Source organism: Paenibacillus caseinilyticus, assembly GCF_027533645.1.
Lineage (GTDB): Bacteria > Bacillota > Bacilli > Paenibacillales > NBRC-103111 > Paenibacillus_G > Paenibacillus_G caseinilyticus.
Map to the genome: position 1 here is coordinate 16,981 of NZ_JAQAGY010000030.1, position 22,456 is coordinate 39,436.

Here is a 22,456-nt window from a genome sequence, read left to right on the forward strand (position 1 = left end):
AGATATCCGGCGGCCTTCCCCAAACCAGTGCCTCCATCCTAAGGAAACGGCGCGCCGCATTCGAGAACAAAGGCGGGATAACTCATGACCACTATTCAATCAAGGCAGTTTCCTATCGGCACCTTCACGGCACCAGACCAACCGGACGCAGCGCTCATCGCTTCGTGGATCGACGACATCGAACGACTGCCCTCCGAACTCCGCAGTCTCTTGAAAAATGCGGATGCGGAGCTCCTCGATACGCCGTACCGCGATGGGGGCTGGACCGTCAGGCAGGTCGTCCACCACTTGGCCGACAGCCATATGAACTCCCTCATCCGCTTCAAGCTCGCGCTGACGGAAGAGGAGCCGACGATCAAGCCGTACCGGGAGGAGCTGTGGGCCGAGCTGGGCGACACGCGGGAAGCGCCGATCGAGCTCTCCCTCTCGCTGCTCGAGGGACTGCATGCCCGCTGGGTCCTGCTTCTGCGCAGCCTGTCCGGCGAGCAGCTCTCCCGCACCTTCCGGCACCCGGACAGCGGCGTCGTCCCTCTCTTCGCGAACATCGGCATCTATGCCTGGCACGGACGCCACCATCTGGCGCACATCCGGCTCGTGACAGGATGAAGACGGTACGCAGCCGGAAGAGGCCCCGGAATAAGGAAGGGTCACTACTGTAATGACCGCCATCGGGACCGCCGCAAGAAGTAACCCGCAGGATGATGCCGGCAGACTACGGAGGGGCAGCAATGGCTCCATGCCGCACCCCGGAGAAGCCTACAAGGTGAGCAGCCCTTCCCGCGATACGGTCAGCTTCTCGAAGCCTTCTCCGGTAATCGCGTAAGAATTCTCGATGCCGACCACGCCCTGCCCCGGAAAGGTGAACTTGGGCTCGACCGCCAAGACCATGCCCGGCTCCAGCCCATAGCGGAACCCGCGGGCAAGGACGGGAAGCTCGTCGATCTCCAGCCCGATGCCGTGGCCGAGAAACTTGACCTGATCGCTGCCGAAGCCCATATAGTGCTCCGCAAGACCAGCCTCCTTCGCCCATCGGAGCGACTCCGTATAGAGCTTATCGCATGACGTGCCCGGGCGCAGCAGCTCCTCGGTCCGGCGGAGAATCTCTTCCGCTGCCCCGTAGGCTCGCTCCAGATCGACCGCCATCTTCCCGATGACAGCGGTGCGCGTCTGGTCGATGACATATCCGTCGACGCAGCAGCCGATGTCGATTAAGATCGGCTCGCCCGGACCGATCGGCCGGCGGCTGGCGCTCTGGGGACTAGCGGGGCTGAGTCCGCGTCCGCCCGCAGGACCGTCGAAGTAAGTCGGCTCCGCCGCCGCTTCCCCTGCTCCCAGCATTCCTGTGATGATCTCCTGATTGTAGCCCCTCACCCGCATAAGCCCGAGGTGCCCCCGGCGCCGGATAAAGTGCTCTACGCCGCTCATCGCTTCCAGCTCGGTCATACCGGGCTGCAGCCGGCCGAGCAGATCCTCCAGCGCTTCGTCGATCAGCTTCGCCGCTTCGCGGATCCGGCCGATCTCATACGGCGTCTTGATCATCCGCAGCTCGCGGATCAGAAGCGAGCCGTCCGCCCACTCGGCGTGGGGCAGCAGACTCTGCAGCCGGTGGAACTGCTGCACGGGCAGCACGTCGTACTCCGCTGCCAATCTTACTTTCGCTGCCGGCCCGAGCTGCGGGAAGGCCGCGGCGATCTGCTGGCCCAAGGAGCGGAACGATTCCAGCGCCTCCACGGCCGCTGCCGCCTCCACCTCTGCCCGGGCCCTGCTCCGCCGGACAAAAAAACGCGGCTCCCCGCTCGCAGGCACCACCAAGTACCCCGTCTGCATGGAACCAGTCAAATAGTACAAATCCACATTCTGCGTGACGACAAAGCCGTCGATGTCTTCCGCTTGCAGCCTCATCTGCAGCCGTTCGATACGCGCCCGATATTCGCTCATGGTTCCTGCCTCCGTCAGCGTTCTGTTCGAATCCGATTCCTTAAGATTACGCGCTGACCGCTCCAAATGCAAAAGTATTCCCCCGCCCCCGTTCGTCCCATCTCGGGACCCGGCCCCTCTCCTCACCGCATCCGGACACTCGCCACCGAAGAAATCACCGACGGCTCGCTCCGTCCGCTGCCGAGCAGCGGCCTTTGGATCTCCATCACCGCCACTACGGACGGACCGTACAGCGTCACTTCCACATTCCTTGTCGTACGTTCGGCCTCGCCCTCATGAACGGTCACCACTCTTCGCAGCACATACGGGTAGGTTGGACTCGTCACGAATTCCAGCAGATGAATCACCGGCGCCTCCGGCAGCATGCTGCCCGCCACCGGACGCAGCGTCTCATCCAGCTTGAAATTCAGCCGGAGAAAACGGTAGAATGCCTCGGTCCCCCCAGCCTGGTCCCAGGCCAGACGGCCGTGGGCCGCTTCCGCCCGATCCACCGACAAGGAGGCGGCATGGGCCGCGTGGTCAAGCAGCGACTTGCTCTTGCCGAGGCCGCCGGTCTGCATCAGCCAGTTGAACACGGTAACCCACAGCAGGACTGCAAAGATCAGGCCGAACAGCCCCATAAGCAGGATGTGAACGCCTCCGTCTTCCTTCTCCCAGGTCTGCAGCACACGGGCGAACCCTCTCCACTTACTCATAAGCCTCGCTTCTTCCGTAGAGTACGATATAGTAGAAACCTTCGGCTGCCTCATTCCCCCCCTGCCCTCCTATGGCTCTCAGCATATGGGAGAGATTCGGCGCCGGGTATTTGACCACGAGCTTCACCGTGGGGTTCGCATCGTCCCGGAGCACCTTGCTCCCTGTGCTTCCGGTATAGGAAGGGTACCCGGTGCCGTTCACCGTGACGCTCCCCAGTCCCAAGGCAGCCAGCCGCTCACCCAGCCGGGAAGCAACATCCGGCGACACGTAACCTACCGCCTCCGCCTCCTTCAGCGCATGGCTCGCAGCCGTATGGACATGGGCCCCTTTCATCGAGTAGACGAAGACGGGTACGATCGCGAAGACCAGAAACAGCAGCACCGGCATCAGGAACAGCGTCACCAGCAGATTCGATACACCCCGTTCTTCCTTCCAAAAAGCAGCCATTGTGCCAAATAGGTCAGGCCTCTCAGTCCGTAACATAGTCGAATCCTCTAAGGCTCCCGGTAACGGTCTCATGACCGTCCCGGATCTCTTCCGTCAGCCCGCTGCCGCCCTGGGGACGGAAGATGTAGGTGCATACGCCGAAAATCAGCACGACCGTCAGACACAGCGTAATGAGCTTTGCCATCGCCGCTTATGGTGCCGTTGCCGTTACGGTCCCGCTCGTCTGGTTGACCGTTGCGGTAGAGATACTGGTATTGAGGTTACCGGCCTTCGTTCCTACGGCAGGGCCTACTTTCGAACCGGCCAAGAACATGGCCGCCCCTCCGAGCAGTACCGTCATTAAGCAAGCAATTACTAATTTTCCCATGATGTGATTCCATCCTCTCAAGATTGTCGGTTTATTTAAAATGATGGTGTATGCAATTAAGCATGATGTGTTATTGAAAAGCGTCCACGATATTCGAACGGGTCGTCGCTCCGGCGGTACCGACGGCCGGCACCAGCTGGCCTCCGACCACATAAAGCGTTGATCCTCCGAGCAGCACCGCCATCAGCACGGCGATGATAAGTTTGGACATGATTATCGCGCTCCTTTCTCCCCCGCCCGGCAGCTGTCCTCAGCCCTGAAAGGAGGTCATGAGCTGCGCCGAGATCGTAATGACCCACGGATACAGGAACAGCAGCACAATCACCGCGAAGGGAATCATAATGTAGAAAGAGATCCAGACGGGCGCATTCTCGAGCTTGCGGGTGACCTCGGACGATAGAGCAGCTTCAATCCCCGCCGTCTGTTCCTTAAGCACCTGCGCCACTTCCTTGGCTTCGGCGAGCGAAATGGCCTCCAGCGCGTTGACCAGCGGGTAGACCTCCGAGATGCCTACGGCGTCGCGGAACCGTGCGATCGCTTCATGCCGGTCCTTCGCCCACAGTACCGTCAGTTCCTGCAAATGCGGCTGCAGCAGCTTCAGCGGCCGGCCGGCCCGTACGAGCAGATCGCGCAGGTCCGCCTTGTCGCTGACACAGACGGAGAGGCGGTGCGACAGCTTGGCTATCTCGAGGAGCAGCTGCGTCCGCTTATGTCCGGCAGCCGCCAGCACCAGCAGCATGGGAATCCACCAGCCGGCCGAGAGGCAGGAGCCATACAGCAGAACCTGTCCCATCCAGGTGCCCCCGCTCCACTCGGAGAGAGGAACGGATGCAGGCGGCTGTGCTGCGAAGGCCAGCATCGCCAAGGAAGCGGCCATTCCTCCGCGAAGCAGACTGAAGCGCAGGTAGGTGCATTCCCGGGGCAGCCCCGCCAAGGAGGCCTTCTCCTGGAATTGCCGCTCCGCCAGTGAGACGCTGCGCTCTTCCCCCCGGACAAACTTCCGGCGTTCCCCCGCCTGCTTCGCCCTCTCCAGCAGAAGCGCCAGACGGCTGCCCCTGCCCATCCGCAGCCGGCCGAGCAGAGGAATCCACAGCAGCGCGCTGCCCGCAGCAAACGCAAGAAGAAAGGCTGCGTCCCACACCGCGAGTGCGGCAACTCCAGTTAACATGATGGACATTCCCTCCTTTAAAAAGCTTTGCGGCCCGAGCGGACCACCATGACCATGGAGACGAACATGACGGCGAAAGAAATCAGCAGCAGCATCCGGCCTGCCGGGTCTACAAAATAGTGGCGGTAGTTGGCCCCGTCTGCGTAAATATTGAAGCCTACGACGAAGAACGCGAAGCCAGCCATAAACGTCGTGCCGAGCCGGTAGACCGTGATCATAGCCAGCCGGTTCTCCTCGAGGCGCCTTGCGGTCTGCATCCGCAGCGTAAGGTGGTGCAGCGCCTCTGTCACATCCGTACCGTAGTGGGAACCGATCAGCAGCAGATCCGCCAGGTCGTCCCCCCACTCATTGTCCACCCGCCGGGCGAACTCGTAGAGCGCCTCCTGCGTGCCCTTCATATGGAGGGCGAGCTCCAGCCGGCGCCACTCGCTCCTCACCTCGTAAGGCATAGAGTCCGAGGACTTGACGATGACTTCGGCCAGCGTCAGACGGGGACGGTAATGGCCGATCAGATTCTGCACGACGGCAATCATCCGGAGGGCGATCCGCTGTCGCTTGCGCTGCACCCGGAAGCGAATCCAGAAGTACGGCAGGGAAGCCAGGAATAAGGCGGCGCCGCTGCTGAGCAGCCAGGCATGGACCGAAATCTGCCGGTCGGCGCCGACCGCGAACTTCTCCTGCAGCAGCCTCACCGCCCCCTCGGACCCGAACCAGCCGGCGAAAGCCAAGAGGAGCATCAGCGCCGCCACGGGCTCCACCCCGCCCCGGAGCTCGGCGATCTCCATCTCCTCGCCAAGATGCTTCAGCGGCCCCAGCGAAACCAGCGTCCTGCGGGCGCCTCTCCCCCCTGCCGTGGCAGAGGTGCCCGCATTCAAGGATTGAAGACGGCGGTAACGGACAGCCTGCCGCTTCACCATCCGGAGGATCGGCAGCAGAAGCAGCAGCGAGCCGCCGGCCCAGGCGCCGAGGAAAATCCCCTCCAGCAGATGCTGCAGCCAGTAAGGTCCCGCGCTCATGAGCCCCACACCCCGAGCTGTCCGAATTCACGGGGATCGGCGCCGCCCGCAATGAGATGCTCGCGAAGCGGACGGGAGAACGTATGCCCCGTGAACCGCCAAGATCCTGCTCCGTAGTCCCATTCGACAAGCGGAGAGATCCGGACGGATCCCCCCTCGTCGACCGACAGCTCCGTAATCTCGGTAGCGATGCGCACCGCTCTTCCTCCGATCCGTACCATCCTCAAAAAGATGATGAGATTGAACGCGCGGGCCACCCGGCGCACCGTATCGGCGGAATCGTGCTGGCGTCCGTCCTGTTTGATCATATCGACCACATCGCTGATGAACGATTCGCGGTATTTCGTGTGCATCGTTCCCATCATGTCGTGTCCCCTCAAAGCCCCCTGCACCATCTGGGACACTTCGGAGCCCTTCGCTTCCCCGACGATGACCCAGTGCGGGCTCATCACGAGCAGCGGCTTGAACGATTCTTCCATCGACAAACCGATGTCCTCCACCTCGCGGACAGCCAATATATTGCGGCTGCCCCGAAGCCGTTCGCGAAGCGAGACTTCGAACTCCTTCTCCAGTGTACGGATCCGCTCGTTCTCCGGAATCTCCTGGGCCAGGGCGAACAGAAACGTCGTCTTGCCCGTGGCCGTCCCGCCGCCGATAAGGATGCTCGCGTGGTACCTTACGAGCAGCGCCAGCAGCCGGGCCATCTTCGCATCGATGGTGCCGAGCTCCGTCAGTACCTCGAGCGTCACATCCTTCACAATAAAGTTGCGGATATGAATGCTCGGCACGTCCGAATACGGCGAACGGGTCATCACCAGCCGCGACCGGTTCCACATGTACGACTGAACGAACGGCTGGCGCTCGTTGATCGGCTTCTTGCCACAGAGGGAGAGCCGGTCCTGCAGCAGCACCACATCCGAAAGCGACGCAAACCGTCTCGGATGGCGGACCATCTCCCCTTGCCGCAGCAGATAGATGTCGCAGCCAATGACCTGAACCTCTTCGACATCCGGCTGGCGGTACAAGTCTTCGATCAGGCTGGCCCCGCACGTCTCGGCAAAGACGCAATCCGTGGCGCTCAGCGGGGAAATCAGCGTGCGCGGGTCGACCTCGATGCGATACTCGAGCAGCAGCGTGTCGATGACCGCCTTCATCCTCGCCTGGGCCATCGGCTCGCCGAGTCCCGCCTGCAGCAGATCATGATACAGCTCCTGATCGTTCTGAGAGCGCTCCGTCAGGTGTTCGTATACGACGCCGACCGCTTCAGAGAGCGGCATACGCCGAAGGCTCCGGCTCCCCGCCTCCGGGAACCCCAGGGACAACCCGGCCCCCGGAAGCGGCTGCTGGGCCTGCATCAAATCCTTCACATACCGGCTGGCATCGAAACGGATCCTCGGCGACATCCGCGGAGGGAATGGTTGTCTAACATTCATCGCTTCCCTTCCCTCCTATCCGAACAAGGCCGTAAACCGCGCCGCCCAGCGTGCCATCCTTGGCACGGAAGGCGCCTTCGCGGATATGTCCGCTGCGGCAGCTGCCGCATCCGGGGCCAGCGAAGCTGCCAGCAGGCCCATCGCCTCCGAGAAGCCCTCCGCCTTCGGACGGAGATAGAGCGGCACGCCTTCGTGCACGGACTGCAGCCCGAGCCCGCAGCCCACGTTCGGAACTGCTGCCGCCAGCGTCATGCCGAGCATGCCTGCGATCCGCTCCGGTTTGTCGCCCACGGCACAGCGGTTCACGACCAGCGAGATGTCCGACGGCAGCAGGCCGCAGTACCGCCAGTAGCAGTTATACCACTCGTTCCAGCTCGTCTGGTAGGAGGCGTAATTATTCTGCGTTACGAGCCAGCGGACGTCTGCCTCCCTCACCGTGCAGACCGTGGCCGCATTGTCGGGGAAGGCATTCACATCGACAATCGTAATATCGAAGGTCTGCCGGGCGGTCTCGAGCAGTCCGCCCATCATATCCGGCGTGAGGTCCTGCGCCGTATCCCGGCGGGGCGAGCCGGTCAGGATGTGCAGACCCGGCATTTTGCGGTAAGAGGTGCAGCCCTCGAGCAGATCTTCGGCCTGCAGGGTCTGCGTCTGCATCTTGGGCCTCAGCTTGAACTGGCTATGCCCGCGGTCCATCAGGTTCAGATGCGGCCGGATCTCCGGGTTGCGGAGATTCCCGTCGATGAGACCGACACGGAGCCGGCCCGTCGATGCCAGCGCCAGCGCCGTGTTGATCGCGATCGTCGTCGCGCCGTCCTTGCTGGCCGAAGACCAGACGGCCGCAATGCGCCCGCGGCTTCCCTCTGCACGGGAGGGACGGATGCCCTCCCGATCCCGGCCTTCGACGAAACAGGCGAGATCACTAAGCATCTCTACTTCCCGGCTTCCGGCCGGGACCGTGACAAAGTCGAGAGAAATAGCCAGACGGCCCACCGCCTCGAGGGCGAACGAGTCATAGACTCCGTCGTCCAGCACGACCGCCACCTTCGCCTCCGGCTGGGTCCGCCGAATCTCCTCCATCCATTCCCACGGATAGCGGTCATAGAAGAGACCCGTATGCACGACCACCTGATCATAAGAGTCCTGCAGCCTCGCCAGGAAGCCTTCCGCCCCGTAAGAAGCCACTACTTCCCTATCCGTCCTGCTTCCCAGCATCCCTTTCCATCTCTCAGTGAGTTCCATCGTAGGGAGTCCTGCCAATATCCGTATCATCGTGTCGTAACCTCCGTTGCTATAGGGGCCTCGGGAGCCGGTGCAGGTTCCGCAGTAGAACCTCCATTCGCACTGCCGCTTGCCGCCCCGCTGATTTGCTTCGAATCGAGCTCTCCATTCAACCGGACCTGGGGCTTGGTTTTTGTAAAAGCGTCCGCTTCCTTCAACTGCCGGAACAGCGGGGTGACTGCGCCCGAAGGTCCTGTAGGCGCGGTCAAATCGGGAAGCGCCAGTTTGATCTTCCCGCCCAGACCTCCGAGGGAGTAAGCCTCGAACACCTCGTCGCTCATGATATAGGTATTGAGCTCCGGCTTGCCGGCTGCCTTCGACCGGGCCTGCCCATACTGGGACCGGGCCGGTTCCACGACCGTCTCCAGCCCGCCGGCATCCGCGATCTCCTGCCCTTCGGGCGTCTTCACGCCCGTCACGGGCAGCCCTTCAATAATCTTCACCGCGCCCACCGTGAACAAAGTGCCGCTGGCGTCCGTGACTCCCTTCGGCTGGTCGAATTCGACCCAGACGTCGACCCGGTCTCCGCGCCGCACCATATTATTCACGTTCGCCGCCGCATCCGTCCGGAAGCTGAAATACCGTTCCCCTTCTCCCGGCACCATCTTGCGATCGTCAAGCTTCCATGCGACAAGCTCCTCGCTGCTAGCCAGAGGGACAAGCACCGTCTTCCCGAGCAGATCCTCCATCTGGGTCACCGCCTCCGCTTGATGGGCGGCTGCCGGGATGATCTCCTTGCGCAGCAGGGACGCCTGCACGACTTCGCCGCTGTGGAGCATGCGGACAGGCTTGACGGTCTCCATCGTCTGTACGCGAAACTCCGTATGTTTCATAAACTGCCAATAGCCTGCCACCGAGCCGCCCATAAGCAGGCAGCCGATCGTGCCGGCGATCCATGCCTTCTGCACGTCATTCACTCCTTTCATCTAAGAAACCAAATCATCCGTATCTTGAGGATGAAGTAAGGCGAGATCTCACGCTTGTTCTCAATAAAGAACATCCACCTAGAAAAAGAGCTTCTGCAGCCAGCCGCCGCCGAAGCGGGCCTGCGGATGCCATAGCCCGCGACCCGTGGGAGCCGTAAGCCCCTCCGGCAGCCACGAGCTCAGCCAAGGCGTCATCGCCCGGCGGAGCGCTGTCCGCACGGCCGGCGCCTCGTGAGGCAGCTGGCCGCGCCAAGCGGCGCCCGCGACGGCTGCGAAGTCCACGACCGGCAGACGGCACACCGGCTTCAGCGGCAGCACGCGGAGCCACTCCTCGCTGCCCTCGGGGCAGCGGTTCGCGAAGCCGTGCACCCGCCGGCCGGGCGATGCCCAGTCGTCCAGCTGCCGCAGGCACCGCCGGGCGGCGGGCAGCTCGAGCTTGTACACGAGCGGGTCCGCCGTGCAGACGACATCGGTTGCGGTCTCGAGCAGCTCCCGCACCGCGGGATGCTCCCACTGCGATCCGATGTCGGCGATGAGCACCGGCCGCCGCACCGCGTGGAAGAGCTTCAGCCAGGCGGCGGCGTCGAACGCCTCGCCGGCCGGGTTCGGTGCGCCGCCGGCCGGCGCCGGGTCCTCGGCGGGCAGCCACAGCGTGTGGCCGTCCGTCCAAGGCCGCTCGTGGGGCCGGAAGCCTCCCTCGCCCGGCGCGTTGTAGCACCGGTACGCGGCAGGCGCATTCTTCTCCGCGAAGAGGAGCGCCTGCAGCTCCGTGCGCGGGGTCGGCGGTTCGATCAGGGCGTGCGGGACGCCGAGATCGTGGAGCAGCCGCGCGATGGCCAGCGCGGCGAAGGTAGCGCCGGCGCCCGGGTACAGGGCGCCGACCGCCACGACGAGCGGCGGCGCCCAGGCGGCCGCTCCCTGCGGCGCAGCCGCTGCGGCCGGCAGGGCCGGACGCCGCTCGGCGAGCCAGCGGTGCAGCGCCGCACCGGCCTCGCGGGCGGAGGCGAAGCGCTCCGCCGGGCGGGCCCGCAGCAGCGCCAGCACGAGCGGGGCCAGGCCCGCCGGCAGGGCCGCCTCGGCCTCAGGGCCGGGCCGGTAATAGCGGCCGCCGCTGAGCAGGTAGTACATCAGCGCGCCGAGACCGTAGAGGTCGGTGTGCGCATCGCTCTGGCGGCCCTCAAGCTGCTCCGGCGCCGCAAAGCCAATCGTACCGAGGCAGACCGTATCTGCGGACTGCTGGGGCTTAAAGCTACGCGCCGTACCGAAGTCGATCAGCCGGAGGCGTCCGTTGCCGTCGATCATCAGATTCGACGGCTTCAGATCCCGGTGGATGAGCGGCTCGGGCCGCAGCGAATGCAGATAATCCAGCAGCCCGCACAGCTGCCGCGCCCATTCCGCCACCTCCTCCTCGCCGACACGGCGCCCCTGCCGCTCAAAGCGCTGCTGGAGCGTATCGCCTTCGATGTAATCCATAACCAGATACAAGAACCCCCGCTCGTCGGGAGCCATCGCATCCACAATATCCGGAAGATTCGGATGGCTGAGCCGGCTCATGATGGCCGCCTCGGCCTTCACGATGCGGCGGCGCATGACTTCTTCCGCGGGAATCTCCCCGGCTTCTCCGGGCCATCCGGCCCAGCTCTCCTTAATAGCCCAATACTTTCCTTGCAGCTTGAGATCCTCGGCCAGCAGCACGGCGCTCATCCCTCCGCTGCCCAGTCCCCGGATCACCCGGTAGCGTCCGCCCAGCACATCGCCCGGCGCCAATCCCTGCGGATATCCATTCATGGCTTTCAGCCCAGCCTTCTTTATCAGCATACAAAAATCCGCCTTACCGAACACTCCTCTCAGGAGCATTCAATAAGGCGGTTCTTCCGCACGCGATTGGTTATGTGTTATAAATTATCATATATTTTCCAAAGTGGCAAGAGGGAATTTTAGCGATTTTGTAAACCGCCCCGCACCCTATACAAATTCTTCACTTCTTTTTAACCCCCGGATAACAAGCGGACTTTATACTGAGCAAGTCCTACAACCGTCCGAAAGGGGAGTCCCCATGTCTACTGTGCCAGATCATCTCCATCCCCATCCCAAAACGAGCGGGCGCAGCAGCACGCACGTCCGCGCCGGACGCCGCACCCTGCGCAGCGCAGCTCTGAAGGAGCATCTGCTGGCCTACAGCTTCCTCGCTCCCTCCCTAGTGCTGTTCGCGGTCTTCCTGTTCTATCCGCTGCTGAAATCGGTCTACCTCTCCCTCCATCTGACAGACCCCCGGGGGCGCATCGCCGCCTATGCCGGTCTCGATAACTTCACCGAGCTGTTCACCTCGGAGAAGTTCTATCAGAGCTTGAAGGTTACATTGTCCTTCACCCTGCTGACCGTCCCCACCGGCATAGCTCTGGCACTGCTGCTCGCCGCCCTGTCGCATAACAAGCTTCGCGGCATGAAGGCCTTCCAGTTTATCTTCTCGCTGCCTGTCGCCATCTCTGTAGGCACCGGCTCCGTGATCTGGATGATGCTGTTCCATCCGACGCTCGGTACCTTGAACTACGCGCTGAGCCTCATCGGATGGGCCCCCGTCCACTGGCTCACCGACCCGGACTGGGCCCTCTATGCCGTAGCTCTGATGACGGTGTGGATGAACCTCGGATTCACCTATATCGTCCTGCTCAGCGGGCTGCAGGGTATCTCGGAAGAGATCTATGACAGTGCCAAGATCGACGGCTCCGGACCCATCCGTACGTTCGTCCTTCTTACGCTGCCGCTCCTCTCTCCCACCTTGTTCTTCAGCGGAATCGTATCGGTCATCGGGGCCTTCCAGTCGTTCGGACAATTCCATATTCTGTATCCCCGCGGAGGGCCGCTCGGCAGTACGGATGTCGTAGTGGTGAACATATACCAAGAAGCGTTCGTGAACTATCGCTTCGGTACCGGCAGCGCACAGGCGTTGATCCTGTTCGCCATCATTCTGGTCCTGACTTTCATCCAATTCCGCGTAGTGGAAAAGAAGGTGCATTATCAATGACACTCCTCCAAAAAACCGCAGTCTACTCACTGCTGTTCTTGGGTGCTGCCGCTGTGCTGTACCCGCTGTTCTACGCGCTGTCCGTCTCGTTCATGACGGCCGGGGAAGCGATCAGTTATCCTCCCAAGGCGCTGCCGGGCTCCCTCTATCTCGATAATTTCAGAGGCGTGCTCGATTTGATTCCGGTGGGCCGTTTTATCGTCAACAGCTTCACGGTTTCCCTGGCGATCATGCTCGGGCAGCTGGTCACAGGCAGCATGGCGGCTTATGCGTTCTCCTACCTCCATTTTGCCGGAAAAAGCCTGCTGTTCGGCCTCTTCCTCTCTACCATGATGATCCCGTGGGAAGTGACTGTCATCCCCAATTACTTGACGGTGAAGAGCTGGGATTGGCTCGATTCCTACCAGGCGCTGATCGTCCCGTTCCTGGCGTCCGCCTTCGGCGTGTTCCTCCTCCGCCAGTTCTTCCTGCAGCTGCCCCGCGAGCTCTTCGAGGCGGCCCGGATCGACGGGTGCGGACACGGCTACATTTTCCTGAGGATCGTCCTGCCGCTCTCGAAGCCTGCCTTGGCCACACTTGGCGTATACTCGTTCCTCAATCACTGGAATATGTATCTCTGGCCTCTGCTTGTCACCAACGATGAGAAGCTGCGCACCGTGCAGATTGGCATCTCCATGCTGCAGTTCGAGGAAATGACCTCATGGAACCTCGTGCTGGCCGGCGTCGTGCTGGTACTCCTGCCTTCGCTTCTTCTGCTCCTGCTTGGTCTCAAACAGCTCGTCCGCGGCATGACGGCCGGCGCCGTCAAAGGCTAAGCCAGCCGCGGCGGACCCGGATCCTCCAGCCTACCGGCATAGCGTGAGTGCCTCCAAGGCCTCGCTATACATACAAAAAAACCTAAATTAAAAAGGGAGCGATCACCCCCATGCTTCAAAGCAAATCCAAAAAGCACCTGTCGATTATTCTGCCTCTAGCTCTCACCATGACCTTCACGGCAGCCTGCGGAGGAAACGGCAGCGGCGGTACGGCGGCAGGAGACAGCAAGCCGGCGGCCAGCGGTACCGCGGAGAGCGGCAAAGAAGCCCCAAAAAAAGAAGGTCCGGTTAAAGTCGTCTACTGGCATGCCATGGGCGGGGAGCTCGGCAAAGCGGTGGACAAGCTCGTGGCGGACTTCAACGCCTCCCAGAAGGACGTTGAAGTCGAAGCCGTATTCCAGGGCACGTATGACGAGAGCCTGAACAAACTGAAAGCGTCCATGGACTCCAAGAGCGGCCCTACGCTGATTCAAGTCTATGAGATCGGCTCCCGCTTCATGATCGACTCCAAGGCGATCACGCCGATGCAGCAGTTCATCGATGCGGACAAGTACGATGTCTCGCAGCTCGAAGAGAACATCCTGAACTACTACAAGGTCGACGGCAAGCTGTACTCCATGCCGTTCAATACATCCAATCCGATACTCTACTACAACAAGGATCTGTTCAAAGCCGCAGGCCTCGATCCCGAAAAGCCGCCGGCTACGTATGAGGAAGTCGCCGATGCCGCCAAAAAGCTGACAAAGGGCAGCAATGCCGGCGCCTCGTTCGCCATCTACGGCTGGTTCATGGAGCAGTTCTTCGCCAATCAAGGCGCCGAGCTGCTCAACAACGGCAACGGACGCACCAGCCCGGCGACCGAATCGCTGCTTGCCAGCGACGCCGGGGTGAAGACGCTGACGTGGTGGAAGGGCATGATCGACGACAAGTCGATGATCAACCTCGGCCGCAAGACCGACGACACGAAGAAAGCTTTTTCCGCCGGCCAAATCGCCATGACACTCGATTCCACCGCCTCCCTCCGGGGGATCGTATCGGCAGCCGAAGGCAAATTCCAAGTCGGTACCGGCTTCCTGCCGAAGCCACCCGGTGCTAAAGACGGAGGCGTCATCGTAGGCGGCGCATCCAACTACATTATGAACAACAAGTCGGAAGCCGAGCAGAAGGGCGCCTGGGCGTTCATCAAGTTCCTCGCCGATCCGAAGCAGCAGGCCTACTGGCACGTGAACACGGGCTACTTCCCGATCACGAAGAAAGCCTATGACGAGCAGCTCGTGAAGGATAACCTCACGAAATATCCTCAGTTCCAAACCGCTGTAGACCAGCTGCACCAAACCAAAGCCAACCTGGCCACCCAAGGGGCCGTGATGGGGATCTTCCCGCAGGCCCGCCAGCTGACCGAAGGAGCGATCGAAGAAGTGCTGGCCGGCAAAAAAGCGCCGAAGGAAGCGCTCGACGCAGCGGCCAAAGAAATCTCGTCCAAAATCGCCGAGTATAACAAAACCACAGCGAAATAATACCGCTCTCTATATAAGGGCTGCCTTGTCCCCTCCTTCCGGGGGGCTTGGCGGCCTCTTTCTCTTATTCACACCGTGCAGCCTCGCTCTTCGCCTTACGAGCGTATCCAACCCGGTTCCATATGCAGCTCCTTGATGATTCTCGCGGGCACGCCCCCTACGACCACATTCTCCGGCACATCCCGGGTCACCGTGCTTCCTGCCGCGACGACCGAATTACGGCCGATGCTTACACCCGGCAGGATGAGACAGCCGGTGCCGATCCACACGTTGTCACCGATCCGGACGGGCCTGCACATATCCCCGGTATCTCTGCTGTCCAGCGGATGATACTGGCTGTCGAAGATACTGGTTCGCGGACCGATCTTCACATGGTTCCCAATCGACACCTCCAAATTGGAAGCGATTCCAACTCCAGCGTTAATAAGTACATTGTCACCGATTGTAAGCTTTGCCCCTTTCACTACCGTCAACTGCACAGCCCAAGGCTTGGCAATAATGGAGAGCCCCTTCCCGATACGCAGTTCTCCGGTGCGATTGACATATACCTTGCCTCGAATCCGGGGCATCTCAGCCAATCCCCCGTGGCCTCCACCAAACGACAAATACCCTTTCGTCCTTGCTGCGACCTTACGGATGATGGACATACTGCAGATTTCCTCCCTGCGTTAGAATAACGTACCTCCTTACTTTCGACTCCCCCCCTCCCATTCCCTTCCATTCCCAGCCTGGCTTCCCCCCTAATTTTGGTCGATGAACCGGTGGAATGGAGTACGCCCTCCGGGAGTTAGTTCAAGCAAAAACCTCCGTCCCTGGAGGGACGGAGGTTTCGGATGATTGGCGTATGACCGTGAATGATAGCTTAAGGATTGAGACCGTTTTTCACAAGCGTTTGGAGCGTTTTGTTACGGTCCTGCGTTACTTCCCAAGACATGGCGCCGCCAAGACCTTTGCTCTTGATGTAGTTGACTTTCTCGGTCATGGATTGTGCATCGTCGTAGGAGATGAAGATGCCGCCGGACGGGTTGTAGAGGTAAGGCGTCTTCGTCACGTTATTCCAGTAGCGGGTGTAGCCGTTCTTGTTGATGTAGTTCGCTTCGAGATCATAGAAGTCGAACGAGCCGTTCTCCCATGTTCCTTTGGCCGCTACGCCGGAGCAAGCCTGGTACAGGCCGCCGTTCACGTTAGCGCAGCCCTGCATGCCGCGACCATAGTATGGCAGACCCATTACGAGCTTCGATGGAGCGACGCCGGCATTCAAATGGTTGGCAATCGCTTTATCCACGTTGAAGTTGACCGGATCTACGCTAGGATCAGCCGGATCGAAGTACAGCGGAGCGTTCTGGCCGGCTTTTGGATCCCAACCGCCATGGAAGTCGTACGTCATGATGTTGATCCAGTCCAGCGTCTGGGAGATCTTGCCGAGTTCCGTGTTGGCTACATACGTAGGACCTGCACCCGAAGCGATCGTCAGAAGATACGTCTTGCCGTCAGCTGCGCCGGCTTTGTCCAGCTCGGCACGGATCGTTTGGAGCAGCAGCGTATAGTTCTGCTTGTCGGCAGGACGTACCGAGTTGCCCGCCAGACCGCCGCCTACAGGGTATTCCCAGTCCAGATCCACGCCGTCGAATTGATACTTGCGCAGGAAGTCTACAGCCGATTTGGCAAAGGTAGTGCGGGTTGCCGGATCTGCTGCCACGTCGGAGAAGCGGTTCGACCAGGACCAGCCGCCAACGGAGATAATCGTTTTGAGGTGCGGGTTGGCTTGCTTCAGCTTGATGAGCTGCTTAAAGCTGCCTTTGATTTTCTCGTCCCACGTGTCGCCAGGGTAGGACATGCCCGTGTCGGCCCAAGGATCGCCTTGTACGATCGTACCGTTCGGCACGTTGATGTTGCCTGTTTCGTCGGCACAAGCCCATGTCTGCGGGTTCGGGCTGGAAGGATCCGGATTGCCGTGCTTGCCGTTCCAGCAGATATCGGCGAATGCATAGTTGATATGCGTAATCTTGCTTGCATCGATATCCGGCACTTTGAAGTTACGTGCGTATACCGCCCAAGCCGGGTAGTACGTTACGATTTTGTAGCTGCCGTTGTTGCCGCCGCCTGTGGAAGGCAATGTCGTAGCGGATACAGCGCTGCTGGCTGCGGAAACGTTGCCGGCTGCATCTTTCGCTTTGACGGTGAAGGAGTAGGCCGTACCGGCAGTCAGGCCGCTGGCCGTGAACGTCGTACCCGTTGCGGTACCGGCCAAGGCCGTGCCACGGTAGACGTCATAACCGGTTACGCCCACATTGTCCGTCGAAGCCGTCCAGGACAGCGAGACGGAATTGTTCGTGATGTTGGAGGCCTTGAGACCTGCAGGCACGCTTGGCGCCTGGGTGTCCGGCGTAGTAGAAGCGGGGCTTGTCGTAACCGACAGCACATTGCTTGCCGGAGACACGTTGCCGGCCGCGTCTTTGGCTTTGACGGTGAACGAGTAGGCCGTATTGGCCGTCAGGCCGCTGACCGTGAAGCTCGTGCCTGTCGCCGTACCCGCCAGCGTCGTGCCGCGATACACATCGTAGCCGGTTACGCCTACGTTGTCTGTCGAAGCCGACCAAGTCAGGGAAACGGAAGTGGAGGTCTTGGAAGGCGATGCCAGGCTGGCCGGTGTGCTTGGCGCCTGGGTATCGGTTGTTCCGCCGCCGCCGTCTACTTTCTTCCAGAGGGCAGGTACGTTGGCAGGCTCCCAGCCTACTTGGGCGGTATGAGGCTGTAGCACTTGATACGTTGCGCCTGCATAGTCTGCCAGGTCGCCGGTTTTATAAGAGGTACCCGGAGTCCAAGCAGCGGCACCGAAAGCGGCTGCAGGAACAAGCGAGGCCAGAAGGGCCGTAGTGAGAACCATGTTCCATGTTTTTCTTTTCATCTTCAAATTACACACTCCTCTGTTCGGATGGATGGTACGGGTCGATGCGGGCCGTTCAGGCTGAGTGACAACCTACCTTCGTTTTCAATTCACCCCATTTCTAGCGGCCTCCCGAAGGAGTGTGCCTGTCTCTTCCTTGGTTCCATTATCAGGGAACGGACTTCAAAATGTAACGGATAACATCCTCCAATGCGGGGACAAATTTTAACAAAATTTTAGAAAACGGTCCCCGTAGAGAATCACATTAAATAGAAATAAATCCCATATGTGTGCCATTACTCGTTATTCTGACATTTCCCGGCATCCATGATTATCGGTGATTCGTCCCTTCCGCCCCCTATCTCTCCAAACCGAGATCCCTGCACAACATAACAATGGTCAATTATTTTTCTCCCTATGAAATATGTCGTCCTTCCCCCTCTAAAGCAAAAGAAGAGCCGGTCCCGGGGGGGAGCGACTCCATTCTTGGGCCGAAGGCATAGTAGAATCTTCGTTACCTGGCCCATGCCGATGCCATTGTCGCTGCCATACTGCCGGGCCGCCCTCTCTCAGGCTTTTGATTGAAATTAAACTGCCGGGCCGTCCAGCAGCATCTTGAGCGGAACCATGCTTTCGCTTGGCACATAATATTTGAACGGATTCTCGTCGATGGCGCCCAGGAGCTGGCGGCGGAACGGTGAAGCGCCTTCGAGCAGCCGGGGAGACGCCGCGTGGTAATCGATCGGACGCATCCAGATCGGGCTGTAGCCGAGAAAGAGCTGCCGGCGTGTATGCTCGGACCGGTTCGGTGCCCCTGCATGCCACAGGTTCTGCGCGAAGATGAATACGTCGCCGGGCTCGCCGCAAATTTGCACCTCTCCCGGCACCACCCCATCCGCATTCTGATGTTCGGGCTCGAACGGACGGTTATGCGATCCCGGAATAATCTTGGTGTTCCCCCGGTCCGGTGCCGACATGTCGCTGAGGATGTAGCAGGTTTTGATATAGTACGTGGATGTGACTCCGTCCTTCTTCGGGAACTGGGGGTGCGGTCCGTCCTGATGCCAATTGATGAAGCTGTGCGAATCCGTCTGGAGATCCTGCGGATTCGGCCGGCGGATCGTCAGGTGCGAAATATGGAGCTGGATGTTGAATCCGAGCAGATTCACGATCAGCGGCAGCACCGTCTCCTCGTCGATCAGCGAGGCGATCTCGTCATGGCGTTCCACGCTGTTGTAGAGGTTATAAGCCAGCGCCTCCGGCTCCCCGGCGAGGATCTCGTCCACCGCCGCGTTCAGGGCCCCTACCTTCTCCGGCGTCAGAACGCCCTTCAGCAGGAGATAGCCCTCTTCTTCAAACTGCCGCTGCAAAGCTGGAATATCAAGCTTCTTGGGTGCCATACCCTTCATGCCTCCTTCGAAAGGATAGAATGCTCTCTCCTCCTTACTTCAAATACCCGAGCTCCCGGAGGCGCTTCTCCGATTCCGTGAGGAATGCCTTGTAATTCATGGAGCCCTCCAGCGTCTTCAGGAACGCATCGTACTCCTCCAGCGGCCGTTTGCCGTAAATGAACTTCGACAGCTCCTCCTCGATGTACCGGTCGGCGTCTGCAGCATTGTAGCCCGCTGGATAGTTGATGAAACCATTATATGCATCGATTCTCGGCTGCTTCGAGGCAAATTCCATATACGGCGCCTGCTTCTCGAACTTTACTCTGAGGTACTCGAGCTCCGGACGGCCGGTGAACTGATACAGCCAGAAGTAGCCGCCTTCCTTGGCCATGAGCTCGGTCGGGACGACCTTCTCCCCGTCGAGGTTATAATGCTTGCCCTTCACGCCGTACTGCACGAGATAGGAGCCTTCCTTCGAAGAGACATAGTTGAGAAGGTCGAACACCTTCTGAAGCTTCTCCGGGTTCTTCTCCAGCGCCTTCGGAATCGCGTACAGCCCGGCCGTCTTGCCGGTATCCCAGCCGCTTGCATAGGCTCCGCCCGGCCCCTTCAGCGCGCCGACCTGCACCCAGTTCACATTCGCCGACACGGCCTTCATCTGCTCCACGAACTGGTCCTTGGTCATATTCGGCCAGTCGATGTAGATGATACCGGCCTCGCCTTTGATCGCCTTCTGGCGGTGCTGCAGGCCGGAGTTCGCGAGGAGCTCCGGATCGACCGAGCCCGTGGCCACCAGCCCCCGGATAAAAGCGAGCGCATCCTTCATCTTCCCGTCATACAGGGCATTGACCATCTTGCCGTCCTTCACGTAGATACTCGGAGACGTGCTTTCGAAGCCGATGCCGTAAGCGCCGAAGAGGGTACTGAAGGCGCCCAGCTTGCTCCCCGTCAGCCCGAACGTATCCGCCTTGCCGTTGCCGTCCGGATCCTTCTCCTTGAACGCCTTCGATAACTCGAGCAGCTCTTCCGGTGTAGAAGGCACCTTCAAGCCCAGCTTGTCGAGCCAGTCCTTGCGCACCCAATAGGTGTCATAGGGAACCTGGGGCGACTTCGCGATCGCATACAGCTTGCCGCCCAGCGTCCCCTTCTTCACCGACTCCTCGCCGATGAAGTCCAGCGCCCCCTTGAGCTTATCCTTGTGAGCCGCCAGATCAAGCAGCAGGCCCTGCTCGGAGAACTGCTTCAGCTGCTGCTTGTCGACCAGGAAGAGATCCGGATAATTGGATGAGGCCATCCGCACGTTCAGCTGATTCTTGTAATCGTCCATCGACGCATACACCGTGAGATTGATCTCCGTCTTCAGCGCTTGGTCAAGCTCGCTCTTGATGATATCCTGGTCGGGTGTCGGCAGACCGCTGCCCGTCTCGATGATATCCAGCTTGACGGGCTTGCCGTCCCCTGCGGACGCGCCCCCTCCCGGCGCCTTCGCCGCATCCTCGCTGCCGCAGCCCGCAAGCACTGCTCCCGCCGTCAGCACAGCCGCCAATACCGCCGCAAGCCTTGCCCTCTGTTGCTTCGCCATCGTACCCCCTGCTTTCTTCGTAGATTCACCAAAGCCCATCCCATGGTGCCCTTCTATAGGAACATGAAGCGTCAACCCTTCACGGAGCCCAGGAGCATGCCTTTTGTAAAATGCTTCTGGATAAACGGATACACGAGAATGATCGGCAGGCTGGCCGTAATGACCGAGGCCATCTGCATGGTCTCGGTCGGCAGCAGATTCTCCGCATTCTCGAGCGGCTGCTGGGTCATCATGAGGATCTCCCGGATGATGACCTGCAGCGGGAAGAGGGAGCGGTCCGTCACATACATTACCGCCTGGAAGAACTCGTTCCAGTGCCCGACCATATAGAACAAGCCGACGGTGAGCATCGAGGGCACCGAGAGCGGCAGCACCAGCTGCAGCAGAATGCGGAACTCCTTCGCCCCGTCCATCCGGGCCGACTCGAATAACTCTTCGGGCAGGTTCTCATAGAAGCTTTTCATAATCAGGACATTGAAGCTCCACACCGCATTAGGCAGAATCATCGACCAGACGGAATCCACCAGCCCCAGCGCCTTGACGATCAGGTAGGTCGGGATGATCCCGCCGCTGAACAGCATCGTGAAGACGACCATGAGAAGAAAGAAGCTGCGGCCAGGCAGCCCCTTGCGGCTGAGCGGGTAGGCCATCAAGGCGGTAAGCACGAGATTGACCAGCGTCCCCACGACGGTGATGAACACCGTGACTGCAAACGCCCGAGGAATCGCCGTCTCGGTGAACAGCTGCTTGTAGGCGCTGAACGTGACGCTGCGGGGCACGAGAATGAACCCTCCGTTCTTCAGCACCTCGGAGAACGGCGTGACGGAGACGGAGACGACGTACATCAGCGGAAACACGGCGGCGGCGGCCGCAAGCCCGAGGATCAGCAGCACGGCGGCGTTCATCAGGCGGTCTTCGAGGCTTTTTACCATATGCCCTCCCCCCACTTCTTCGACAGATGATTGGAGCCCAGTACGAGCACGAGGCCGATCAGCGACTTGAACAGCCCGACGGCCGCGCCGAGACTGAAGTTGAGCTGCTGCAGACCGGTGCGGAACACCCAGGTATCGAGAATATCCGCCACCTGGTACACCTGGATGTTGTACAGGATATAGATCTGGTCGAAGCCCGCATCCATGATGTGGCCGAGCTTCAGAATGAGCAGCAGGATGATCACGCTCCGGATTCCCGGCAGTGTGATGTGCCAGATCATGCGCAGCCGGCCCGCCCCGTCCACCTTCGCCGCTTCATACAGCGTCGGATCGATCGACGTCATCGCCGCCAGGTAGATGATCGCCCCCCAGCCGAGGTCCTTCCAGATCTCCGAGCCGACCAGGATGCCCCGGAAGTAGTCGACCGACGTCAGGAAGCCGATGGAGCTAACCCCAAGGTCCTCGAGCCACCGGTTCACAAGTCCCGAGCTCTGGGAGAAGAAGGCGATGAGGATGCCATAGATAATGACCCAGGACAGAAAATGCGGCATGTACGCCAGCGTTTGTACAAGAGCCTTAAACCACTTCACCCGGCATTCGTTCAGGAGAAGCGCCATGAGGATCGGCGGCACGGTACCGAACGCCAGCTTGTAGACGGAGATGAGCAGGGTATTCACCATCAGCTGGGAGAAGTAAGGCGACTGGAAGAACGCGGTAAAATGCTTGTGCCAGGGGTCCGCCCAGCCGCTGCCCACGATGCCTTCGAGCATGTTGAAGTCCTTGAAGGCAATGACCACCCCGTACATCGGGAGATAGCGGAAAATGAGATAGTACAGGACGCCGGGCAGCAGCATGAGATAGAAGGCCCGGTAGCTCCAGACGCGCCTGCCGAGCTGCCGGGACACGCTCTGGCGGGCCAGGGGGAGAGCGCTCCCCTCGATCGGCCGTTCCATATGGGAGATCACCTCTTCCGGATTCGTTGTTTGCGCTTTCAATCTGTTGGTTTCAGTATAGCAAGCGCTTACCGTAAGGCGT

22 protein-coding genes are annotated in these 22,456 nt (G+C 60.4%); 4 read left to right on the forward strand and 18 right to left on the reverse strand.

The features are described from left to right. Positions 1–93 precede the first annotated feature (93 nt). Positions 94–606 carry a YfiT family bacillithiol transferase gene (locus tag O9H32_RS29055; RefSeq protein WP_406627414.1) on the forward strand — a complete coding sequence of 171 codons (513 nt, stop codon included), beginning with the start codon at positions 94–96 and terminating at the stop codon, positions 604–606. Between the two features lie 150 nt (positions 607–756). Here O9H32_RS29055 and O9H32_RS29060 read toward each other — a convergent pair whose 3' ends face one another. From O9H32_RS29060 to O9H32_RS29115, 12 genes are all read right to left on the reverse strand, one after another. Continuing rightward, positions 757–1,938 carry a M24 family metallopeptidase gene (locus tag O9H32_RS29060; RefSeq protein ID WP_269869606.1) on the reverse strand — a complete coding sequence of 394 codons (1,182 nt, stop codon included), beginning with the start codon at positions 1,936–1,938 and terminating at the stop codon, positions 757–759. 122 nt (positions 1,939–2,060) lie between these two features. Then, the gene (locus O9H32_RS29065; RefSeq protein ID WP_269869607.1) at positions 2,061–2,633 is read right to left on the reverse strand and encodes a hypothetical protein; all 573 of its coding nucleotides are present in this window, start codon (positions 2,631–2,633) and stop codon (positions 2,061–2,063) included. Further along, positions 2,626–3,081, reverse strand: coding sequence for a hypothetical protein (locus tag O9H32_RS29070; protein ID WP_269869608.1), 456 nt, complete (start codon positions 3,079–3,081; stop codon positions 2,626–2,628). Before O9H32_RS29070 ends, O9H32_RS29065 begins: the two co-directional genes overlap by 8 nt. Before the next feature lie 22 nt (positions 3,082–3,103). Continuing rightward, a complete protein-coding gene (locus O9H32_RS29075) occupies positions 3,104–3,265 on the reverse strand; it encodes a hypothetical protein (RefSeq protein ID WP_269869609.1) in 162 nt (53 codons plus the stop codon). 6 nt (positions 3,266–3,271) lie between these two features. Continuing rightward, a complete protein-coding gene (locus tag O9H32_RS29080) occupies positions 3,272–3,448 on the reverse strand; it encodes a hypothetical protein (RefSeq protein ID WP_013914768.1) in 177 nt (58 codons plus the stop codon). Positions 3,449–3,518: 70 nt separating this feature from the next. Then, positions 3,519–3,659: a hypothetical protein gene (locus tag O9H32_RS29085; RefSeq protein WP_269869610.1), complete on the reverse strand. Its 141-nt coding sequence runs from the start codon at positions 3,657–3,659 to the stop codon at positions 3,519–3,521. Between the two features lie 39 nt (positions 3,660–3,698). Further along, on the reverse strand, positions 3,699–4,616 hold the full coding sequence (locus O9H32_RS29090; RefSeq protein WP_269869611.1) for a hypothetical protein: 918 nt from the start codon (positions 4,614–4,616) through the stop codon (positions 3,699–3,701). Between the two features lie 17 nt (positions 4,617–4,633). Further along, the gene (locus O9H32_RS29095; protein ID WP_269869612.1) at positions 4,634–5,632 is read right to left on the reverse strand and encodes a type II secretion system F family protein; all 999 of its coding nucleotides are present in this window, start codon (positions 5,630–5,632) and stop codon (positions 4,634–4,636) included. Next, on the reverse strand, positions 5,629–7,065 hold the full coding sequence (locus tag O9H32_RS29100; protein ID WP_269869613.1) for an ATPase, T2SS/T4P/T4SS family: 1,437 nt from the start codon (positions 7,063–7,065) through the stop codon (positions 5,629–5,631). The genes O9H32_RS29095 and O9H32_RS29100 overlap by 4 nt, the downstream gene beginning before the upstream one ends. A gap of 15 nt (positions 7,066–7,080) precedes the next feature. Beyond that, positions 7,081–8,337, reverse strand: a complete 1,257-nt coding sequence (locus O9H32_RS29105; RefSeq protein ID WP_269869614.1) for an AAA family ATPase — start codon at positions 8,335–8,337, stop codon at positions 7,081–7,083. Then, the gene (locus O9H32_RS29110) at positions 8,334–9,272 is read right to left on the reverse strand and encodes a CpaB family protein (protein ID WP_269869615.1); all 939 of its coding nucleotides are present in this window, start codon (positions 9,270–9,272) and stop codon (positions 8,334–8,336) included. Before O9H32_RS29110 ends, O9H32_RS29105 begins: the two co-directional genes overlap by 4 nt. Positions 9,273–9,350: 78 nt before the next feature. Then, positions 9,351–11,090, reverse strand: a complete 1,740-nt coding sequence (locus tag O9H32_RS29115; protein ID WP_269869616.1) for a serine/threonine protein kinase — start codon at positions 11,088–11,090, stop codon at positions 9,351–9,353. A gap of 238 nt (positions 11,091–11,328) precedes the next feature. Between O9H32_RS29115 and O9H32_RS29120 the strand changes: the two genes are divergently transcribed. The 3 genes from O9H32_RS29120 (at position 11,329) to O9H32_RS29130 (ending at position 14,629) form a co-directional block, all read left to right on the forward strand. Next, positions 11,329–12,297 carry a carbohydrate ABC transporter permease gene (locus O9H32_RS29120; protein WP_269869617.1) on the forward strand — a complete coding sequence of 323 codons (969 nt, stop codon included), beginning with the start codon at positions 11,329–11,331 and terminating at the stop codon, positions 12,295–12,297. Next, positions 12,294–13,112 (forward strand): carbohydrate ABC transporter permease, encoded by an 819-nt coding sequence (locus tag O9H32_RS29125; RefSeq protein ID WP_269869618.1) that lies wholly within the window; start codon positions 12,294–12,296, stop codon positions 13,110–13,112. The genes O9H32_RS29120 and O9H32_RS29125 overlap by 4 nt, the downstream gene beginning before the upstream one ends. Positions 13,113–13,222: 110 nt before the next feature. Next, on the forward strand, positions 13,223–14,629 hold the full coding sequence (locus O9H32_RS29130) for an ABC transporter substrate-binding protein (protein WP_269869619.1): 1,407 nt from the start codon (positions 13,223–13,225) through the stop codon (positions 14,627–14,629). 95 nt (positions 14,630–14,724) lie between these two features. On the opposite strand, the gene O9H32_RS29135 is transcribed toward O9H32_RS29130, so the two are convergent. The 6 genes from O9H32_RS29135 to O9H32_RS29160 form a co-directional block, all read right to left on the reverse strand. Continuing rightward, positions 14,725–15,276 carry a DapH/DapD/GlmU-related protein gene (locus tag O9H32_RS29135; RefSeq protein ID WP_269869620.1) on the reverse strand — a complete coding sequence of 184 codons (552 nt, stop codon included), beginning with the start codon at positions 15,274–15,276 and terminating at the stop codon, positions 14,725–14,727. 215 nt (positions 15,277–15,491) lie between these two features. Then, positions 15,492–17,537, reverse strand: coding sequence for a glycosyl hydrolase family 18 protein (locus O9H32_RS29140; RefSeq protein WP_269869621.1), 2,046 nt, complete (start codon positions 17,535–17,537; stop codon positions 15,492–15,494). A gap of 566 nt (positions 17,538–18,103) precedes the next feature. Continuing rightward, complete coding sequence (locus O9H32_RS29145; protein ID WP_269869622.1) at positions 18,104–18,916, reverse strand: phytanoyl-CoA dioxygenase family protein; 813 nt, start codon at positions 18,914–18,916, stop codon at positions 18,104–18,106. 43 nt (positions 18,917–18,959) lie between these two features. After that, on the reverse strand, positions 18,960–20,489 hold the full coding sequence (locus O9H32_RS29150) for a type 2 periplasmic-binding domain-containing protein (RefSeq protein ID WP_269869623.1): 1,530 nt from the start codon (positions 20,487–20,489) through the stop codon (positions 18,960–18,962). 71 nt (positions 20,490–20,560) lie between these two features. Then, positions 20,561–21,421, reverse strand: coding sequence for a carbohydrate ABC transporter permease (locus tag O9H32_RS29155; protein WP_269869624.1), 861 nt, complete (start codon positions 21,419–21,421; stop codon positions 20,561–20,563). Continuing rightward, complete coding sequence (locus O9H32_RS29160) at positions 21,415–22,374, reverse strand: ABC transporter permease (RefSeq protein WP_269869666.1); 960 nt, start codon at positions 22,372–22,374, stop codon at positions 21,415–21,417. Before O9H32_RS29160 ends, O9H32_RS29155 begins: the two co-directional genes overlap by 7 nt. Between the last annotated feature and the right edge of the window lie 82 nt (positions 22,375–22,456).

Coding starts and splice junctions, on each gene's coding strand:
- O9H32_RS29120 (WP_269869617.1), top strand. CDS start 11,329: ATGTCTACTGTGCCAGATCATCTCCATCCCCATCCCAAAACGAGCGGG.
- O9H32_RS29150 (WP_269869623.1), bottom strand. CDS start 20,489: ATGGCGAAGCAACAGAGGGCAAGGCTTGCGGCGGTATTGGCGGCTGTG.
- O9H32_RS29115 (WP_269869616.1), bottom strand. CDS start 11,090: ATGCTGATAAAGAAGGCTGGGCTGAAAGCCATGAATGGATATCCGCAG.
- O9H32_RS29130 (WP_269869619.1), top strand. CDS start 13,223: ATGCTTCAAAGCAAATCCAAAAAGCACCTGTCGATTATTCTGCCTCTA.
- O9H32_RS29085 (WP_269869610.1), bottom strand. CDS start 3,659: ATGTCCAAACTTATCATCGCCGTGCTGATGGCGGTGCTGCTCGGAGGA.
- O9H32_RS29090 (WP_269869611.1), bottom strand. CDS start 4,616: ATGTTAACTGGAGTTGCCGCACTCGCGGTGTGGGACGCAGCCTTTCTT.
- O9H32_RS29135 (WP_269869620.1), bottom strand. CDS start 15,276: ATGTCCATCATCCGTAAGGTCGCAGCAAGGACGAAAGGGTATTTGTCG.
- O9H32_RS29080 (WP_013914768.1), bottom strand. CDS start 3,448: ATGGGAAAATTAGTAATTGCTTGCTTAATGACGGTACTGCTCGGAGGG.
- O9H32_RS29100 (WP_269869613.1), bottom strand. CDS start 7,065: ATGAATGTTAGACAACCATTCCCTCCGCGGATGTCGCCGAGGATCCGT.
- O9H32_RS29155 (WP_269869624.1), bottom strand. CDS start 21,421: ATGGTAAAAAGCCTCGAAGACCGCCTGATGAACGCCGCCGTGCTGCTG.
- O9H32_RS29160 (WP_269869666.1), bottom strand. CDS start 22,374: ATGGAACGGCCGATCGAGGGGAGCGCTCTCCCCCTGGCCCGCCAGAGC.
- O9H32_RS29110 (WP_269869615.1), bottom strand. CDS start 9,272: ATGAAAGGAGTGAATGACGTGCAGAAGGCATGGATCGCCGGCACGATC.
- O9H32_RS29145 (WP_269869622.1), bottom strand. CDS start 18,916: ATGGCACCCAAGAAGCTTGATATTCCAGCTTTGCAGCGGCAGTTTGAA.
- O9H32_RS29105 (WP_269869614.1), bottom strand. CDS start 8,337: ATGATACGGATATTGGCAGGACTCCCTACGATGGAACTCACTGAGAGA.
- O9H32_RS29065 (WP_269869607.1), bottom strand. CDS start 2,633: ATGAGTAAGTGGAGAGGGTTCGCCCGTGTGCTGCAGACCTGGGAGAAG.
- O9H32_RS29070 (WP_269869608.1), bottom strand. CDS start 3,081: ATGGCTGCTTTTTGGAAGGAAGAACGGGGTGTATCGAATCTGCTGGTG.
- O9H32_RS29095 (WP_269869612.1), bottom strand. CDS start 5,632: ATGAGCGCGGGACCTTACTGGCTGCAGCATCTGCTGGAGGGGATTTTC.
- O9H32_RS29140 (WP_269869621.1), bottom strand. CDS start 17,537: ATGAAAAGAAAAACATGGAACATGGTTCTCACTACGGCCCTTCTGGCC.
- O9H32_RS29060 (WP_269869606.1), bottom strand. CDS start 1,938: ATGAGCGAATATCGGGCGCGTATCGAACGGCTGCAGATGAGGCTGCAA.
- O9H32_RS29125 (WP_269869618.1), top strand. CDS start 12,294: ATGACACTCCTCCAAAAAACCGCAGTCTACTCACTGCTGTTCTTGGGT.
- O9H32_RS29075 (WP_269869609.1), bottom strand. CDS start 3,265: ATGGCAAAGCTCATTACGCTGTGTCTGACGGTCGTGCTGATTTTCGGC.